At 73.1% G+C, this 18,881-nt stretch carries 13 protein-coding genes; 11 read left to right on the top strand and 2 right to left on the bottom strand.

Features of this window, described 5'->3' with window-relative positions; translation table 11 throughout:
• The first annotated feature begins 130 nt into the window (after positions 1-130).
• Positions 131-3,886 (top strand): glycosyltransferase family 2 protein, encoded by a 3,756-nt coding sequence (locus ACIP84_RS38390; protein ID WP_401805001.1) that lies wholly within the window; start codon positions 131-133, stop codon positions 3,884-3,886.
• Entirely contained in the window at positions 3,883-5,442 is a 1,560-nt protein-coding gene (locus tag ACIP84_RS38385) for a DUF5719 family protein (RefSeq protein ID WP_355968744.1), read from the top strand. The genes ACIP84_RS38390 and ACIP84_RS38385 overlap by 4 nt, the downstream gene beginning before the upstream one ends.
• 182 nt (positions 5,443-5,624) lie before the next feature.
• Here ACIP84_RS38385 and ACIP84_RS38380 read toward each other — a convergent pair whose 3' ends face one another.
• Positions 5,625-6,080, bottom strand: coding sequence for a metallopeptidase family protein (locus ACIP84_RS38380; RefSeq protein ID WP_355968746.1), 456 nt, complete (start codon positions 6,078-6,080; stop codon positions 5,625-5,627).
• Positions 6,081-6,378: 298 nt separating this feature from the next.
• On the opposite strand from ACIP84_RS38380, the gene ACIP84_RS38375 reads away from it, so the two are divergent.
• From ACIP84_RS38375 to ACIP84_RS38340, 8 genes are all read left to right on the top strand, one after another.
• Positions 6,379-6,813 carry a DUF3499 domain-containing protein gene (locus ACIP84_RS38375; RefSeq protein WP_079042180.1) on the top strand — a complete coding sequence of 145 codons (435 nt, stop codon included), beginning with the start codon at positions 6,379-6,381 and terminating at the stop codon, positions 6,811-6,813.
• 103 nt (positions 6,814-6,916) lie between these two features.
• Positions 6,917-8,281 carry a phosphomannomutase/phosphoglucomutase gene (locus ACIP84_RS38370; protein WP_401804999.1) on the top strand — a complete coding sequence of 455 codons (1,365 nt, stop codon included), beginning with the start codon at positions 6,917-6,919 and terminating at the stop codon, positions 8,279-8,281.
• Positions 8,282-8,374: 93 nt separating this feature from the next.
• Positions 8,375-8,554, top strand: coding sequence for a Trm112 family protein (locus tag ACIP84_RS38365; protein ID WP_073915537.1), 180 nt, complete (start codon positions 8,375-8,377; stop codon positions 8,552-8,554).
• Positions 8,555-9,957: 1,403 nt separating this feature from the next.
• Positions 9,958-11,106 carry an SIS domain-containing protein gene (locus tag ACIP84_RS38360; protein ID WP_355968751.1) on the top strand — a complete coding sequence of 383 codons (1,149 nt, stop codon included), beginning with the start codon at positions 9,958-9,960 and terminating at the stop codon, positions 11,104-11,106.
• 377 nt (positions 11,107-11,483) lie between these two features.
• Complete coding sequence (manA, locus tag ACIP84_RS38355) at positions 11,484-12,635, top strand: mannose-6-phosphate isomerase, class I (protein WP_401804996.1); 1,152 nt, start codon at positions 11,484-11,486, stop codon at positions 12,633-12,635.
• 66 nt (positions 12,636-12,701) lie between these two features.
• Entirely contained in the window at positions 12,702-13,667 is a 966-nt protein-coding gene (locus ACIP84_RS38350) for a cation diffusion facilitator family transporter (RefSeq protein ID WP_401804993.1), read from the top strand.
• Between the two features lie 344 nt (positions 13,668-14,011).
• Positions 14,012-15,466, top strand: coding sequence for an adenosylhomocysteinase (gene ahcY / locus ACIP84_RS38345; RefSeq protein WP_355968758.1), 1,455 nt, complete (start codon positions 14,012-14,014; stop codon positions 15,464-15,466).
• A 288-nt stretch (positions 15,467-15,754) separates the two neighbouring features.
• Positions 15,755-16,369 (top strand): hypothetical protein, encoded by a 615-nt coding sequence (locus tag ACIP84_RS38340; RefSeq protein WP_355968760.1) that lies wholly within the window; start codon positions 15,755-15,757, stop codon positions 16,367-16,369.
• 3 nt (positions 16,370-16,372) lie between these two features.
• Here the strand turns inward: ACIP84_RS38340 and ACIP84_RS38335 are convergent, their stop codons facing one another.
• Positions 16,373-17,326, bottom strand: coding sequence for an RDD family protein (locus ACIP84_RS38335; protein WP_401804991.1), 954 nt, complete (start codon positions 17,324-17,326; stop codon positions 16,373-16,375).
• A 119-nt stretch (positions 17,327-17,445) separates the two neighbouring features.
• Between ACIP84_RS38335 and ACIP84_RS38330 the strand changes: the two genes are divergently transcribed.
• Entirely contained in the window at positions 17,446-18,453 is a 1,008-nt protein-coding gene (locus tag ACIP84_RS38330; protein WP_401804988.1) for a stage II sporulation protein M, read from the top strand.
• Positions 18,454-18,881: the final 428 nt, after the last annotated feature.

Below are 18,881 nucleotides of genomic sequence, written 5' to 3'. Positions count from 1 at the left end.
AGAAACCCTTCCTCCCGCTCTGTCCACAGCGGCGGCGGACCGCTCCGCGTGCAGCCGTTAGTGTGGGCCTCCGTCCGAGACGCTTCCCACGCCCCCCGCGGGCGACCCCGGCCGGAGGGCCCGTAGCTCGATGTCCTCAACTCCTGAGTTTCCGCGACACGTCGTCACCGCCGTGCTCGTCACCCACGACGGCGCCCGCTGGCTGCCGGACGCCCTCGCCGGGCTGCTCGCCCAGGAACGCCCCGTGCAGAACGTGGTCGCCGCCGACACCGGCAGCGCCGACGACTCGGCGCAGCTCCTCGCCGACGGCATCGGCGCCGACCGCGTCCTCCACCTCGCCCGCCGCACCGGCTTCGGTGCCGCCGTCGAGGAGGCCGCCCGCACCGCGCCCGTGCTCGGACCCGAGGACCTCCCCTATCTGAAGCGCCCCAGCGGCTGGGACCCGGTCAGCCGGAGCTGGAACGACGAGGCGTACGACCTCCCCGAACTCCCGCACGGCGAACCGGTCCAGTGGCTCTGGCTGCTCCACGACGACTGCGCCCCCGAGCCCGGCGCCCTCGCCGAACTCCTGCGCGTCGCCGACTCCGACGCGGACGCCGCCGTCATCGGCCCCAAACTGCGCGGCTGGTACGACCGGAAGCAGCTGCTCGAGACCGGCGTCTCCATCGCCCGCAGCGGCCGCCGCTGGACCGGACTCGACCGCCGCGAGCAGGACCAGGGCCAGCACGACCAGGTCCGCTCCGTCCTCTCCGTCTCCACCGCCGGCATGCTCGTCCGCCGCGACGTCTTCGAGGAGCTCGGCGGCTTCGACCGCCGCCTGCCCCTCATGCGCGACGACGTCGACCTGTGCTGGCGCGCCCACTCCGCGGGACACCGCGTCCTGATCGCCCCCGACGCCGTCCTCCGGCACGCCGAGGCCTCCGCCCGCGAGCGCCGCACCGTCGACTGCGCCGGACGCACCGCCGCCAACCCGCACCGCGTCGACAAGGCCGGCGCCGTCTACACCCTCCTCGCCAACAGCCGCGGCGCCGCCCTCCCGTACGTCTTCGTCCGGCTGATCGTCAGCACCCTGCTCCGCACCCTCGCCTACCTCGTCGGCAAGGTCCCCGGGCAGGCCGTCGACGAGGTCATGGGCCTCCTCGCGACCCTGCTGCGCCCCGAGAAGATCCTCGCCGCCCGCAAGCGCCGCAAGAACCCCGTCGTCCCGGCGAACGAACTCCGCCCGCTGTTCCCGCCGCCCGGCGCCACCGTCCGCGCCGCCGTCGAACAGTTCACCGCCAACTTCGGCGGATCCGAGGCCGATTCCGGCGGCTCCCGCCACGGAGTCGTCGAGTCCGGACCCGGCGGCGACGACGCCGACTACCTGGAGATCGAGCAGTTCGCCCGGCTCAAGAAGATCGCCCGCAAGCCCGGCCCGGTCCTCTTCGCCCTCCTGCTCCTCATCTCCCTGGTCGCCTCCCGCAACCTCTTCGCCGGCGGCTCGCTGGCCGGCGGCGCCCTGCTGCCCGCGCCCGACACCGTCTCCGAACTCTGGTCGCGGTACGCCGACGGCTGGCACGCCCTCGGCACCGGCGGCACCCAGACCGCCCCGCCGTACCTCGCCGTCCTGGCCGCGCTCTCCGCGCTCTTCCTCGGCTCCACCTCCACCGCGCTGACCCTGCTGCTCGTCTGCTCGGTCCCGCTCGCCGGATTCACCGCGTACTTCGCCGCCCGCGGCATCGTCGAGTCCCGGCTCCTGCGCGCCTGGGGCGCCATCGCCTACGCGTTCCTGCCCGCCGCCACCGGAGCCCTCGCCACCGGCCGGCTCGGCACCGCGGTCCTCGCGATCCTGCTGCCGCTGATGGCCCGCGCCGCCGTCGCCGCCCACGGCTTCAACCGGCCGGACCGGGGCAGCTGGCGCGCCACCTGGGCGTACACCTTCCTGCTGACCTTCGCCACCGCGTTCACCCCGGTCGTCTGGCCGCTCGCCGTCCTCCTCGGCCTCGGCGTGCTCGTCGTCCGCCGCTCCGACATCACCGCCTACGGGCTGCGCTTCCTGGCCACCGTCGGCACCCCGCTCCTCGTCCTCGCCCCCTGGTCGCTGACCCTGCTCACCGACCCGGCCGCGTTCCTGCGGGAGGCAGGACTCGACATCCGTACGGGCACGGCCACCGCGCTCGACCTGCTCGGCACCAGCCCCGGCGGCCCCGGCACCACCGGCGGCCTCCTGCTGGCCGGCCTCGTCCTCGCAGGCCTGGCCGGGCTGCTGCGCGAGGAGCGGCAGCTCGCCGTCCGCGCCGCCTGGGTCGCCGGCCTCGCCGGCCTCCTCCTCGCCGCCCTGTCCAACGGCGCGGGGGGCACCGGCTGGGCCGGCCCCGCCACCCTCGTCTACGGCGCCGCCCTCATCGCCGCCGGCATGATCGGCGCCGAGGGCGGCCGTACCCGCGTCGCCGCCCACGGCTTCGGCTGGCGCCAGCCCGTCGCCGCCCTGATCGCCCTCGCCTGCGCCGTCGGCCCCGCCGTCGCCGCCGTCGGCTGGATGATCGCCGGCGCCGACGGCCCGCTGACCCGGCGCGACCCGGTCCAGGTCCCGGCGTTCGTCGCCGAGGAGTCCGGCACCCGCGACCAGCCCCGCACCCTCGTCCTCGGCGGCACCTCGCCCGGCGAGGTCACGTACACCCTGGTCCGCGGCTCCGGCGCCCGCCTCGGCGACGCCGAACTCAACGCGGCCGCCGAGGACGACCCCCGTCTCGACGACGTCGTCGCCCACCTGGTCGCCGGCTCCGGCGCCGACCAGACCGAGCAGCTCAGCGGCTACGCGATCCGCTACGTCCTGGTACGGGACGGGGCACCGCGCCAGATGAGCCGCGTCCTCGACTCCACCCCCGGACTCAGCCGCCTCAGCCAGCTCGACGGCAGCGCGCTCTGGCGCGTGGACCGCGAGATCGCCCGCGTCATGATCGTCCCGCCCGCGGCGAAGACCGCGGACGGCGCGGCGCAGGGGACCGCGGACTCCGCCAAGGCGCCGGCCGCCCCGGTCGCCGTCGCCGCCGGCCCCGTCGAGGCGCACACCGAGATCCCGGCCGGCCCCGCCGGCCGCGTCCTGCGCCTCGCCGACCGTGCCGACGAGGGCTGGACCGCCACCCTCGACGGCAAGGAGCTGCCCCGCACCACCGTCGACGGCTGGGCCCAAGGCTTCGAACTCCCCGCCCAGGCCGGCCGCCTCGACCTCACGTACGACCAGCCCCTCACCCACACCGCGTGGATCTGGGCCCAGATCGGCCTCGCCGTCGTCCTCCTCGTCCTGGCCCTGCCCGGCCGGCGCCGCGAGATCGACGACGACCTGCCAGAGGAGGAGCTCGCCATCCCCGCCCAGGCGACCGAGGGCGACGGCCGCCGCGCCCGCCGGCTGCGCGCCGCGGCGGAGGCCGAGGCGGAGGGCGAGACCGCCGGGACCGGCGGCCAGGACCCGGCGTCCGAGACCACCGCGATCCCGGAGCAGCAGACCCAGGAGCCCCAGGAGTGGGACGGCGGCTACGACCCCGCCTACGCCCAGGCCCAGGAACAGCCGCAGGGCGGCCACCAGGAGCAGCCCCAGCCGCAGGCGTACGCCGAGCAGGGCTACTACCAGGAGTACGCGGCCGACCCGTACCAGCAGCAGCCCTACACGTACCCCCAACAGGGCTACGAGCAGCAGCCGCAGCAGTACGACCCGCAGCAGCCGTACACCGACCAGGGTTACGACCCGCAGCAGTACGACCCCCAGCAGGCGCAGTACGGCAGCCAGGGCTACGAGCAGCAACAGCAGCAGTACGACCCGCAGCAGTACGACCCGTACACCTACGGCTACGGGCACCCCCAGGGCCACGAGACCGAGCAGCGTCCCGACGGGAGCAGCAACCAGTGAAGCGCACGACCCTCTCCCTGATCGCGGGCGCCACGGCGCTCGCCGCCGTCACCGGCTTCGCGTCCCTCTCCGCCCCGGACGGCGCCGCCGCCCCCCGGGCCAAGGCGCCCACCCGACTGCCGGTCGAGCGCGCGGGCCTGGCCTGCCCGGTGCCCAGCACCTCCGAGGTGGCCGAGACCCTCTACACCTCGTACACGCCGCTCAGCGGCGGTGGTACGGCCCCGGCGAAGGGCGGCACGGGAGGCACGGGCGGTTCCGGCGCGGCCGACAAGCCCGCCGCCACCGCCCAGCTGCGGCCCGCCGCGAGCACGACGACCTCCGGCGGCGCCACGAAGGGCGGCAAGAAGGCGAAGCCCCCGAAGGCCCCGGCCACCGTCACCGCCCCCGGCAAGCCCGTCACCGCCGAGGCGAACGGCCCCGCCGCCCCCGCCCTCACCGGCGCGGCGACCGGCTCCCTCGCCCCCGGCTGGACCGTCCAGCAGACCACCGTGGTCCCGGCGGGCGGCGCCCGCGGACTCCTCGGCCTCAGCTGCGGCGCACCCGACACCGACTTCTGGTTCCCCGCGGCCTCCACCGCCAAGGAACGCCAGGACTACGTCCACCTCACCAACCCGGACGACACGGCCGCCGTCGCCGACATCGAGCTGTACGGCCCCGAGGGCGTCCTCAAGTCCCAGTTCACCGAGGGCATCCCGGTCCCCGCCCACTCCACGGTCCCCGTCCTGCTCTCCACCCTCACGGGCGAGGCCGCGCAGCAGTCCGTCACCGTCCACGTCACCACCCGCAGCGGCCGGGTCGGCGCGGCCATCGGCTCCGCCGACGAGAAGCTCGGCAGCGACTGGCTCGCGGCCTCGGCCGACCCGGCGAGCACCGCCGTGCTCCCCGGCATCCCGGCCGACGCCACCTCCGTACGCCTGGTGGCGTTCGTCCCGGGCGAGGACGACGCCGACCTGAAGATCCAGCTGGTCACCCGGAGCGGCACGATCGTCCCGGCGAGCGCCCGCTCCCTGCACGTGAAGTCGGGGATGACGGCCGCCGTCGAGCTGCCGGACCTCACCCGCGGCGAGGTGGGCTCGCTGATGCTGAGCCCGAGCGACCCGAAGAAGGCAACCCCGGTCGTCGCCGCCCTCCGGGTGGTCCGCGGCAAGGGCGACGACACCGAGGTCGCCTTCGTACCGGCGACCGGGGCGATCTCCGCCCGCGCGACGGTCGCCGACAACCGGGCCAAGGGGACCACGCTGGCCCTGACCGCCGTCGGCGCGGCGGCGCAGGTGAAGGTCACCGCCTCGGCGGGTTCCGGCGGGGGTACGCCCGTGACGAAGACGGTCACGGTCAAGGAGGGCACGACCACGGCCGTGACCGATCTGGTTCCCGAAGGCCTCAAGGGCTCCTACGCGCTGACCGTCGAACCGGTCTCGGGCGGCAAGGTGTACGCGTCGAGGACGCTGGCGGTGCCGCTGGACGGCACGCCGATGTTCACGGTCCAGACCTTCGTCGACGACCGGGGCACGGTCGAGGTCCCGTCGGCCCGCCAGGACCTGGGGGTCCTGGACTAGAAGCAGGCGCGGACGGTACGGGCGGGGGACCGCGGCCACGGACCGGAGCGAGCCGGCGGGCCGGCCCTTCCCCCGTACGGGGGAAGGGCGGCGCGGAGGAGACGGCCCCGAGGGGCCGTGGAGCGGAGCGGCAGCCGAGCGGGGGCCTGCGGGGGTCCTAAGGGGGTTCTACGGGGGTCGGGTCAGTCCTGCCCGTACCGCGGATCGACCGACTCGGGGGAGAGCCCGAGCAGCTCGGCGACCTGCTCCACGACGACCTCGTGGACGAGGAGCGCCCGCTCGTCCCGGCTCTTGGAGCGGATCTCGACCGGCCGCCGGTAGACGACCACCCGGGCGGGATCGCTCTTCTCGGCGGGCGCAGAGCCGCCCAGCGGCACCGTCTCGCCCGGCACCGTCGGCGGCACCTCCATCACGAGGAACTCGACGTCGGCGAGCTGCGGCCAGCGCCGCTCCAGACGCTCCACCGAGTCGAGGACGAGGTCGCGGAAGGTGTCGGCCCGGCTCGCGGAGAGCGGCACCTGGGGAGGGGCGACCGGTCCCCGCATCCCGCGGCCGTGCCGGTCGCGGCGACGCGCCCGGGGCTCCGCCGGGGGCTCCGTGGAGTGGTGCGGGGGGCTCGGCGGCACAGGACTGTCCATCACTGACGCAGCGTAACCCTCATCGGTGCCCGCGCACCGTGGCGCGTCCTCGCCACCTTCCCGGGGTCCCGGCGGCACCACTGCACGCCCTGTCGAAACCTGAACGTTCCGGCCAACCGGCCGTGCGATTCGGGGGCCACTCGCGATCGGCCATCTGGCCGTGGTTGACCGGATCCTTACCTCGGAGTGTCCGGATCGGCTCCCGGCGCCACCCCCTTGTGCCCCCTCCCGCGCAGGTCGGAGCGGCCGCCACCCGAAGGGGGGTGGCGGAGGTCACAGCGCGACACGGTGGAGTGACCTGAGGGAGAGTCGTCGCGGCCCGCTCAAGAGTGCGGTACCGTCCAACGTCGTGAGCCCTGTACGTCGCTGTTCGCGCACTGCGTGCGGCCGCCCTGCCGTCGCGACACTGACGTACGTCTATGCCGACTCGACTGCGGTCCTCGGCCCGCTCGCCACCTACGCCGAGCCCCACTGCTACGACCTGTGCGCCCAGCACAGCGAGCGCCTGACCGCCCCACGCGGGTGGGAGGTCGTGCGGCTCACCGACGGTTCCGCCCCGCCCCGCCCCAGCGGCGACGACCTCGAAGCCCTGGCCAACGCGGTACGGGAGGCGGCCCGCCCCCAGGAACGCGCGGCCGAGGCCGGCGGCAAGGGCGGCGGAGGGCGCGGCGGAGACCCCATGGAGGTCGGCCGCAGAGGGCACCTGAGAGTGCTCCGTTCCCCCGACAACTGAGCCCGACCGGCCACCGTCCGCGTACCCCCTCCCCACTGCGGGTAGTTTTGGCGTTCCGTACACGCGCCGCACACGCGTGCCGAGAACTCAGGAGGGTGGATCCGTGACTGCCGATCTGTCGCAGATCGTGAAGGCGTACGACGTCCGCGGAGTGGTACCCGACCAGTGGGACGAATCGCTCGCCGAGCTCTTCGGTGCCGCCTTCGTACGGGTGACGGACGCGGACGCGATCGTCATCGGCCACGACATGCGCCCCTCGTCGCCCGGCCTGGCCGACGCCTTCGCGCGCGGCGCGGCCCGCCTCGGCGCCGACGTCACCCTGATCGGACTCTGCTCCACCGATCAGCTGTACTTCGCCTCCGGCAGCTTCGACCTGCCCGGCGCGATGTTCACCGCCTCGCACAACCCGGCCCAGTACAACGGCATCAAGATGTGCCGCGCGGGCGCCGCCCCGGTGGGCCAGGACACCGGCCTGGCGGAGATCCGGGAACTCGCGGAGGACTGGTCGGAGACCGGCGCGCCGGAAGCGGCGGGGACCCCGGGCACCATCACCCACCGCGACACCCTCAAGGACTACGCGGAGTACCTGAAGTCCCTGGTGGACCTCACGGCGATCCGCCCCCTCAAGGTCGTGGTGGACGCGGGCAACGGCATGGGCGGCCACACGGTCCCCACGGTCTTCGAAGGCCTGCCGCTGGACGTGGTCCCGATGTACTTCGAGCTGGACGGCACGTTCCCCAACCACGAGGCGAACCCGCTGGACCCGAAGAACATCGTCGACCTCCAGGCCCGCGTCCTGGCCGAGGGCGCCGACCTCGGGCTCGCCTTCGACGGCGACGCCGACCGCTGCTTCGTCGTGGACGAGCGCGGCGAGCCGGTCTCGCCGTCGGCGATCACGGCCCTGGTGGCGGCCCGCGAACTCGCGAAGCACCCCGGCGGAACGATCATCCACAACCTGATCACCTCGTGGTCGGTGCCGGAGGTCGTCCGCGAGCAGGGCGGCGAGCCCGTCCGCACGCGGGTCGGCCACTCCTTCATCAAGGAGGAGATGGCGAAGACCGGCGCGATCTTCGGCGGCGAGCACTCGGCGCACTACTACTTCAAGGACTTCTGGAACGCGGACACGGGCATGCTGGCCGCCCTCCACGTCCTGGCGGCCCTGGGCGGCCAGGAGGGCACCCTGTCGGCCCTGGTCGCCGCGTACGACCGCTACGCCTCCTCGGGCGAGATCAACTCGACGGTGGCGGACCAGAAGGCGAGCGCGGCCAAGGTCAAGGCCGCGTACGAGAACGAGGACGTCACCCTCGACACCCTGGACGGCCTGACGGTGACGGCACGGGACTGGTGGTTCAACCTCCGCGCCTCCAACACCGAGCCGCTGCTCCGCCTCAACGTCGAGGCCCGCGACGAGGCGACGATGACGAGGATCCGCGACGAGGTCCTGGCACTGGTCCGCACCACGGCCTGACCTCCCCGCACCCACCGCCGGGGAACGGGTCACCCCCCGTCCCCCGGCGGTAGGCTGACCTGGCCCGAAACCGCTTGTTCGAAGGGACACCCCATGCCGCTCGAAGCCGGCCTCCTGGAGATCCTGGCCTGCCCCGCGTGCCACGCTCCACTGAACGACCGCACGGCGGACGAGACCCCCGAACTCATCTGCACGAGCCCCGACTGCGGCCTCGCCTACCCGGTCCGCGACAACATCCCGGTCCTCCTGACGGACGAGGCCCGCCGCCCGTAAGCAGACCCGGCGAGCCGGAGGGGCGGAGCGAAGCCGCCCTCCGGCGGCGACACGGCCCCGTACGCGCGCCAGCCCCCACCGCAAGGCACTCGACGAGCGTCACACGGGAACGGGACGCGACAGCACGGCCCGGCAGGGTCCCCACGGCATGACTCCGGGCCGGCAGCGGCCCAGCAGACACACGCACCACGCGGCGCGGAGCCGGTCCGTGGGGCTTGGTTGCGCGCTGACGGCGCCCGGGGCGGAACGTGACGGCACGGCCCGGGCTCGCGGGACCTCGTCCGTGGGGCTTGGTTGCGTGCTCATGGCGTGGGGGTCGGAACGTGGCAGTACGGCTCAGGCGCGGGGCACGGGGCCGGTCCGTGGGGCTTGGTTGCGTGCTGACGGCGCCCGGGGCCGGAACGTGGCGGCACGTCCCGGCTCGTACCGCGTGGTGCGAGGCCCGGTCCGTAGGGCACGGTTTCGGACTCATGCGCACAGGGACGGGACTCGGCGGCACGGCACAGGCTCGCACCGGTACGGCATGGTTCGGGCTCATGCGGCGAAGGACGTCGCGCCCCCGGCTCGCACGGCACGGCACTGGCCCCGGCCAGGTCCGCTCCGCACGGCAAGGGCCCGGCACGCGCCACACGGCCCGGGCCTCGGCCCACGCCGAGTCGGCCGCCCGAGCGATACGGCCCGGGCCTCGGCTCACGTGGAGGGGGCCGACCGAGCGATAGGGCTTTAGCCTCGGCTCGTGCCGCGTTGCCCGACCGAGCGATATGGCTTGGGCCTCGGCTCACGTCGAGCGGGCCGACCGAGCCACACGGCACGGGGGTGCCCGCCGCCCGCGTGGCCTCCGATGCCCCGACCGACCCTGCCCGCTCCCACCGCCAGCCCAGCCCCACCTCCACCGACCTCCAGAACGCCGCCCCACCCCTCGCCCTTCCCGGAGGGGCCCGCTTCCCTCTCTCCGGAGGGGCCACCTCTTCGGAGGGTCACCTTTCCGGAGGTCCCTCCTCCCCGGGGGCCTCCTCCCCGGAGGGGCTTCCTCTCCGGAGGTTCCTCCTCTCCGGAGGGGCTTCCTCTCCGGAGGGGCTTCCTCTCCGGAGGGGCCTCCTCCCCGGAGGGGCCACTCCCCGGAGGTCCCACCTCTCCGGGGGCCACTTCCCCGGAGGGTCCGCCGCCAACGGCGAGCACTCCCCACGGGAAAGCCCGCACCTCTGCCCTCCCACCCGCACGGGTGGTGCGGGTGGGAACCGACAAGCCCGGCCGAAGGCAGGGCGCACCACAAACACCCCACAACCCCGCACCAGCACCGCAGACCCCGCACCATAGAGGTGCACGCACCACAAGGCACCACAGGCACCGCAGCAGCCCGCCAAGGGCCCCGCGACGACGACGCGACCGGAGGCACCCGCCCCATGCTCGACGAGACCCTCCTCGACGCCCCGGACGACCTCGCCCTGGCAGACCGCCGCGGCCTCCTCCGCGGCGCCGCCGAAGCCGGCGCCCGGGTGAGGACGGCGGCGAGGCACGCCGCCGAGGCCGGCATCGCGGACCTCCACCCCGAGGGCCGCCCCCGCGCAGTACTCGTCGCCGGCCCGGGCACCGCCGCCGCGGCCGTCGCCGACCTGATCGGCGCTCTGGCAGGAGCCTCGGCACCCGTCGTACGCCTCCAGCCGACCGGCGTCGCCCCCGCCGCGGGCGCCCTGCGCTGGGCGCTGCCCGGCTGGGCGGGTTCCGTGGACCTCCTGCTGCTGCCGACGACGGACGGCTCCGAACCGGGCCTGGCGCTCCTCGCGGAGCAGGCGTACCGCCGGGGGATCACCGTCGTCGCCGTGGCCCCCAAGGCCTCGCCCCTCACCGAGACGGTCAGCGGCTCGCGCGGTCTGTTCGTGCCGATGGCCAGCGCCCCGAACGAGGCCCCGAACGAGTACGCCGAGAACATCGCGGCGAGCCCCGGCACCCTGTGGGCCCTGTTCACCCCGCTGCTCATGCTGCTCGACCGGGTCGGTCTCCTGGAGGCCCCGCCCGAGGCCCTGGAGAAGGTAGCCGACCGGCTGGACCGTACGGCGGAGCGCTGCGGCCCGGCCATCGCCACGTACAGCAATCCAGCGAAGACGCTCGCCGCCGAGCTCGCGGACTCGCTGCCACTGATCTGGACGGAGGGCGCGGCCGCGGGCCCGGCGGGCCGCAGGTTCGCCGCGGTCCTGGCGGAGCTCGCGGGTCTGCCCGCGCTCGCGGCGGAACTCCCGGAGGCCCTTCCGGCCCACGGTGTCCTCCTCGCGGGGGACTACGCGGCGGGAGCGGACCCCGAGGACTTCTTCCGCGACCGGGTGGACGAGCCGCAGGCGCTCCGCGCGCGGGTAGTCCTGTTGAGGGACCGTCCGTCGGACGGCCTGACCGCCGCGCACGCGGCACGCGAGCTGGCGCTGAGTCACGAGACGGCGATCAGCGAGCTGGAACCGGAGGAAGGCGGTGACCTGGAGACCCTGGCGGAACTGCTCGCGGTGACCGACTTCGCGGCGGTCTACCTCTCCCTGGCGACCCCGGGCCGCACGGCGCTCTGAGAGCACCCCGCGAACAAGCCCACCCCTCACAACCCACAGGCCCAACCCCCCGGACGAACCAAACCCCCGTCCACCACCCCACCCACCCCATCCACTCCGCCCGCCCCACTCCCCCCGGCCCCGTCCCCCCCCGGCCCCATCCACCCCCCGCCCCATCCACCCCCCCCGCCCCATCCACCCCCCCGCCCCATCCACCCCCCCCGCCCCATCCACCCCCCCGCCCCATCCACCCCCCCCGCCCCATCCACCCCCCCGCCCCATCCACCCCCCCGCCCCATCCACCACCCCGTAACCCACCCGTCATCCGCCCCCTGTCACCTGTCACCCGACACCCCTCATTCACCATCCGTCACCACCCCGAGGAGCTGGCAGGCACCATGGACCGCCTCGTCAACACCGTTCGCCCCTACGCCTGGGGATCCACGACGGCCATCCCGGAGCTGCTCGGTATCGCCCCGACCGGCGAGCCCCAGGCCGAGATGTGGATGGGCGCCCACCCCGGCGCCCCCTCCCGCACCGATCGCGGCTCGCTGAACGCGCTGATCGACGCCGATCCCGTGGGCGAACTCGGGGAGCGTTCCGTCGACAAGTTCGGCCCGCGGCTGCCGTTCCTGCTGAAGGTGCTCGCCGCCGGCGCCCCGCTCTCCCTCCAGGCCCACCCCGACCTCGCCCAGGCGCAGGCCGGTCACGCGGCAGAGGAGGCCGCGGGCATCCCGGTCGACGCCCCGCACCGCACGTACAAGGACGCCAACCACAAGCCCGAGCTGATCTGCGCGCTCACCCCCTTCGAGGGCCTGTGCGGATTCCGTGCGCCGGCCGAGGCCGCGGACCTGATCGCCGCACTCGGTGTCGACTCGCTCAAGCCGTACGTCGACCTCCTGCACGCCCACCCCGAAGAGGCCGCGCTCCGCGAGGTCCTGACGGCGCTGCTGACCGCGGACACGGCGGAGATGGCGCACACCGTGACGGAGGCGGCTGCGGCCGCGGACCGTCTCGGCGGCGAGCACGCTCCGTACGCGAGCCTCGCCCACCACTACCCGAGCGACCCGGGCGTCATCGCCGCGATGCTCCTCAACCGGATCACGCTCCAGCCCGGCGAGGCCCTCTACCTGGGCGCGGGCGTCCCGCACGCCTACCTCTCGGGCCTCGGCGTCGAGATCATGGCCAACTCCGACAACGTGCTGCGCTGTGGGCTCACCCCCAAGCACATCGACGTCCCCGAACTCCTGCGCGTGGTCCGCTTCGAGCCGACCGACCCGGCCGTCCTGCGCCCCGAGGCCTCGCCGTCCGGGGAGGAGGTCTACGACACCCCGATCGACGAGTTCCGCCTCTCCCGTTTCGTACGGCCGGAGGGCGCGGTCCCGACCGACCTGACGAGCCCCACCCCGCAGATCCTGCTCGCCGTCGCGGGCAGCCCGAAGGCGGGCGACGTGACCCTGGCCGCCGGCGAATCCGTCTTCGTTCCCGCGGGCGAGAAGACCGAACTCTCCGGTACGGGGACGGTCTTTCGCGCCACCGTCGTGGCCTGATGCAACAATGACCGGCCGAACCGCGGCGACAGAGCCGGTGCATCGACGAAGGGACCACGTACACCCATGAGCGCGTCAGGCGGAACCAAGGCGATCGTGGCGGCACTCGCCGCCAACCTGGCGATCGCCGTAGCCAAGTTCGTGGCGTTCCTCTTCAGTGGTTCGTCGTCGATGCTCGCGGAGAGCGTCCACTCCCTCGCCGACTCCGGCAACCAGGGCCTGCTGCTCCTCGGCGGCAAGAAGGCGCAGCGCGAGGCGACTCCGCAGCACCCCTTCGGCTACGGCCGCGAGCGGTACATCTACGCCTTCCTCGTCTCCATCGTGCTCTTCTCCGTCGGTGGCATGTTCGCCATCTACGAGGGCTACGAGAAGATCAAGCACCCGCACCCGATCGAGGCCTGGTACTGGCCGGTCGGCGTCCTCGTCTTCGCGATCATCGCCGAGTCCTTCTCCTTCCGTACGGCCATCAAGGAATCGAACCTGATCCGCGGCGGCCTCACCTGGACGCAGTTCGTCCGCCGGGCCAAGGCCCCCGAGCTGCCCGTCGTCCTCCTGGAGGACCTGGGCGCGCTCGTCGGCCTCATCCTCGCGCTCGGCGGCGTCGGTCTCGCGCTGCTGACCGGCGACGGCGTCTGGGACGGCATCGGCACCCTCTGCATCGGCGTCCTGCTGATCGCCATCGCGATCGTGCTGGCCGCCGAGACCAAGTCGCTGCTGCTCGGTGAGTCCGCGGGCATCGAGGACGTCAAGAAGATCGAGGCGGCGGTGGTGGACGGCGAGACCGTCACCCGGCTCATCCACATGCGGACGCTCCACCTCGGCCCGGAGGAACTCCTCGTCGCCGCCAAGATCGCCGTCCAGCACGACGACTCGGCCGCCGAGGTCGCGAACGCCATCAACGCCGCCGAGGAGCGCATCCGCGCCGCCGTCCCGATCGCCCGGGTCATCTACCTGGAGCCGGACATCTACAAGGAGGCGGCCGCTCCGACCGCCACCGACCTGACGAAGACCCCGGACGCCGACGACCACTGACGCCGTCGGTGGCCCCCGACGCGGATGGCCCCCGCTCCGCCCCGCCCCTTCACGAGACCCCCGAGACCCCCTGGTCCCGGGGGTCTCGTGCGTATGTACGGCCTTCCGATCCCGTCCCGCGGCCCGATGCGGACTGTGGCCCGCCCCGCCGTCCGGTGTAGATTCGTGACCAGCCAGACGTCGCTGCTGATGGCGGTCGGGCGGTCCTCGCGGACCGGCCGAGGGAGAGAGGGCCTCCGACGACGGCACCGTGGAAAGCCCGGGCATTCGTGTGTCCGGGGAGCGTCCGTGGTGCCCGGCGCCCCAACCGACCCTCGCACGCACACACGAGGAGCAGCCCAGTCATGACGACTGCCGCCCATCAGGACTTCAAGGTCGCCGACCTCTCCCTGGCCACCTTCGGCCGCAAGGAGATCACCCTCGCCGAGCACGAGATGCCCGGCCTCATGTCGATCCGCCGCGAGTACGCCGAGCAGCAGCCCCTCGCCGGCGCCCGCGTCACCGGCTCCCTGCACATGACCGTGCAGACCGCCGTCCTCATCGAGACCCTGGTCGCCCTCGGCGCCGAGGTCCGCTGGGCCTCCTGCAACATCTTCTCCACCCAGGACCACGCCGCCGCGGCCATCGCCGTCGGCCCGAACGGCACCCCGGAGAACCCGCAGGGCGTCCCGGTCTTCGCCTGGAAGGGCGAGACCCTTGAGGAGTACTGGTGGTGCACCGAGCAGGCGCTGACCTGGCCGAACACGCCCACCGGCGGCCCGAACATGATCCTCGACGACGGTGGTGACGCCACCCTCCTCGTCCACAAGGGCGTCGAGTTCGAGAAGGCCGGCTCGGCCCCGGACCCGTCCACCGCGGACAGCGAGGAGTACGGCCACATCCTCCGTCTCCTCAACCGCACCCTCGGCGAGAACCCGCAGAAGTGGACCCAGCTGGCGTCCGAGATCCGCGGCGTCACCGAGGAGACCACCACCGGTGTCCACCGCCTGTACGAGATGCAGCAGGCCGGCGAGCTCCTCTTCCCGGCGATCAACGTGAACGACGCCGTGACGAAGTCGAAGTTCGACAACAAGTACGGCTGCCGCCACTCCCTCATCGACGGCATCAACCGCGCCACCGACGTCCTCATCGGCGGCAAGACCGTCGTCGTCTGCGGCTACGGCGACGTCGGCAAGGGCTGCGCCGAGTCCCTGCGCGGCCAGGGCGCCCGCGTGATCGTCACGGAGATCGACCCGATCTGCGCGCTCCAGGCGGCGATGGACGGCTACCAGGTCACGACCCTGGACGACGTCGTGGAGAAGGCCGACATCTTCATCACCACGACCGGCAACAAGGACATCATCATGGCCGCGGACATGGCCAAGATGAAGCACCAGGCGATCGTCGGCAACATCGGCCACTTCGACAACGAGATCGACATGGCCGGCCTCGCCAAGGTCCCCGGCATCGTCAAGGACGAGGTCAAGCCGCAGGTCCACACCTGGACGTACCCCGACGGCAAGGTCCTCATCGTGCTGTCCGAGGGCCGCCTCCTCAACCTGGGCAACGCGACCGGCCACCCCTCCTTCGTCATGTCGAACTCGTTCGCGGACCAGACCCTGGCCCAGATCGAGCTCTACACGAAGCCGCAGGAGTACCCGACCGACGTGTACGTGCTGCCCAAGCACCTGGACGAGAAGGTCGCCCGTCTCCACCTCGACGCCCTCGGCGTCAAGCTGACGACCCTCCGCCCCGAGCAGGCCGCGTACATCGGCGTCGAGGTCGAGGGCCCGTTCAAGCCGGACCACTACCGCTACTGATGCCCCGGCCGGCGGCGCCCGCGCGCTGACGCGACGCCGTCCCGGACGGCCGTAGAGGAAACAGGCAGGCCCCCCGCACCCCCGTGCCGGGGGGCCTGCCTCGTCCCAGGGCCTGCCGGCAGAGACCAGAGCCGGACCGGCCCCACCCCAGAGCAGGACAGCCCCACCCCAGGCCGGACAAGCCTGCCTGCGAGGCGGACAGCCCCACCCCAGGCCGGACAAGCCCGCCTCAGAGCCGGACCGGCCCTACCCCCACGCCCGGAAGCCCCCGTCCCGAGGACCCGCCCCATGCCCCGCGGCCGATATTCGCTCCATGACCCGCACGACCACACCCCCCTCGGCGACGAACACTTCCACTGCGCGCCCGGCCCCTCAGGCTGGCGCTACGTCTCACAGGTCACCACCCCCTCGGGCGACCATCAGGGCTCCGTCGACCTGGCCGTCGACGAACTCGGCCGCCCCATCCGACTCGAACTCCACGCCGCCGGCTGGCAGGTCCGCGGCGCGGCCCTCGACGGCGTCACCTGGGTCCGCACGGACCCCACCGGAACCCACGCCACCGAAGGCAATGTGCGCGCCCACGCCTTCACCGGCATGTCCCCTGCGTTCCTCGTCGCGCTCACGCGACTCCTGCGTCTCACCCCCGATTCCCCCGAGACCCGTGTCAGGCTCGTCGCCTTCACGGACCCGGTGCTCGCCCCCCTCACGGTCGACCAGTCCTGGGCCCTGATGAAGAGTGAAGCGCACGCCACTGACAACGGCCCCCTGATGGTGGACGAATACCAGGTCAGCGCCTTGGACACGGGTGAAAGGCACACCGTTCACATCGCCGGCGACGTGGTCCTCGCAGCCCCCGGCATCGAACTCGAAGCCCTGGAGACCCCGCCGTCGGTCTTCCCCTGACGATCAGGCGGGCGGAGCGAACCCGGTAGCGGGCGCCGTGGGCTCCCGGCCGTCGGCCACGGGGGAGGCGACGACCGGCGCGGCAGCCGGAGGGGCCACCGTCGAAGGCGCGACGGGAGGAGCGAAGCCCGGCGCCGGCATTCCCACGGCCCCGACCGCCCCACCCACCCCTGGCACCCCGGCCACGCCCGGCATCCCCGCCACGCCCGCGGAGCCGAAGGCCCGCCGGGCCTCCCGCGTCTGCCGCTCGGCGACCACCCCCGCCAGATACGCGTCGGCCGGTACTCCGGGCGGCGGAGGCGTCCCGGTCCGCGCCACCAGCTCGTCGGCCAGCCGCTCCGCGAGCCGCCGCCCCACGGCAGGGTCCAGGTCACGCGCCCGCGTGAGGTACTGCCGTATCTCCAGCCACAGGGACTCGGGCACCGCCGACAGATCCAGCCCGGCGAAACGCCCCACCAGCCACGGCGGCGGCGGGGGCACGACGAGCGCCCGCGCCGCGGGTATCCGCTCCCGTACGACAAGCGTCCCCGCGAAGACGTCCCCGAGCCGTCGCCCCCGCTCCGACACGAGCGACGCGACACAGGCGACGACCCCGAACGTCATCAGGATCTCGACGACCCCCATCGCCCCCCGCACGAGCGCGTGCCGGAACCGGATCGGCCCCCCGTCGTCCCGCACCACGCGAAGCCCGCAGGCCAGCTTCCCCAGCGACCGCCCGTGCGACAGCGTCTCCACCGCGATCGGCGCCCCCACGAGGATCAACAGGAAGGAGGCGATCGACACCGCCATCACCGCCGCCTCGTCGAGCGACGCGGTGGCGACCGCGAGTCCGAGGGAGACCAGCAGATACGCGGCCAAGACCACCACCAGGTCGATGAGCACCGACAAAGCCCGGCTCGGGAGCCGTGCGGGCTGCAACCCCAGTACGACGGCATCCCCGGTCACCACGTCACTCACGGCACCCACCCTTCTCCGACCTTCCCGACCCCTCCGAACGCCAGTCTGCCAAGCTGACCCGCAGCGCGCCGCAGCAGTACGGAACCGTCCGCAGCCGATGCCTGGAGCAGCAGCCGATCATGGACCTCGACGTCTACGTCACCGCCCACCGCTCCGAGTGGGAACGCCTCGACCACCTCCTGCGCCGGGGCGGCAAGCTCACCGGAGCCGAGGCGGACGAACTCGTGTCCCTGTACCAGCGCACGGCCACCCATCTCTCGCTCGTCCAGTCGAGCGCCCCCGACCCCATGCTCACGGCCCGGCTCACCCAGCTCGTGGCCCGCGCCCGCGCCACGGTCACCGGCACCCGCCGCGCCTCGTGGCGCGACGCGGCCCGCTTCCTGTCCGCCGGCTTCCCCGCGGCCGTCTACCGCTCCCGCCACTGGTGGGTCCCCACCGCTGTCCTCTCCACCCTGCTCGCCGTGATCATCGGCTGGTGGATCGGTACGCACCCGGAGGTCCAGGCCGCGATCGGCGCCCCCGCCGACCTCCGCGAGATGACCCGCCCCGGCGGCCAGTACGAGACGTACTACTCCAGTAACCCGGCGGCGTCCTTCGCCGCCCAGGTCTGGACGAACAACGCCCAGGCTGCGGCCATGTGCCTGGTCCTGGGCGCCTTCCTGGGCATCCCTGTGCTCTGGATCCTCTTCCTGAACATGCTGAACCTCGGTGTCGGCATCGGCCTGATGTCGTCCGCGGGCCGCCTCGACGTCTTCCTGGGCCTGATCCTTCCCCACGGCCTGCTCGAACTGACCGCCGTCTTCGTCGCCGCAGGCACGGGCCTCCGCCTCGGCTGGACGGTCATCGACCCCGGCCCCACCACCCGCCGCGCGGCCCTCGCGGAACGCGGCCGCGCCGCCGTCGGCATGGCCGTCGGCCTGGCCCTGGTCCTCTTCGTCTCGGGCCTGATCGAAGGCTTCGTCACCCCGTCCGGCCTGCCCACCTGGGCCCGCATCACCATCGGCGTCGCCGCTGAGCTGCTCTTCCTCGTCTACGTCCATGTCCTCGGCGGCCGAGCCGCCCGGGCCGGCGACCAGGGCGACGTCGAGGAGCACGACCGCAGCGCGCAGCTCCCCGTCGCCGCCTGATGTGCGTACGGCCCCGCTGACCTGCTAGTGTCCTCCGGTGCCCACAAAAGCCATTGACATGGCGGCTGTGGGGAGGTAGATTCAAACGGTTGCCTGGAACTGGACAGTTCGGCAGCGATCAAGTAGAATCTCATTCACTCCGGTCGGGAACTCGATTCCACGGAGTCACCCCGATTCTTATCCGAATCAAGAAAGCCACCGATTAGGTCGGCCCAAATGATTCTGATAAAGTCGGAAACGCCGAAAGGCCCCCGGAGTGAAAACAAAAGGGACCGGAAAGCACCGAGGAAATCGGGTCGAAAAGATCTGATAGAGTCGGAAACGCAAGACCGGAGGGAAGCCCGGAGGAAAGCCCGAGAGGGTGAGTACAAAGGAAGCGTCCGTTCCTTGAGAACTCAACAGCGTGCCAAAAATCAACGCCAGATTAG

The organism is Streptomyces sp. NPDC088707, assembly GCF_044752725.1.
Taxonomy (GTDB): domain Bacteria; phylum Actinomycetota; class Actinomycetes; order Streptomycetales; family Streptomycetaceae; genus Streptomyces.
This window is presented reverse-complemented; position numbering and strand designations above follow the sequence as displayed.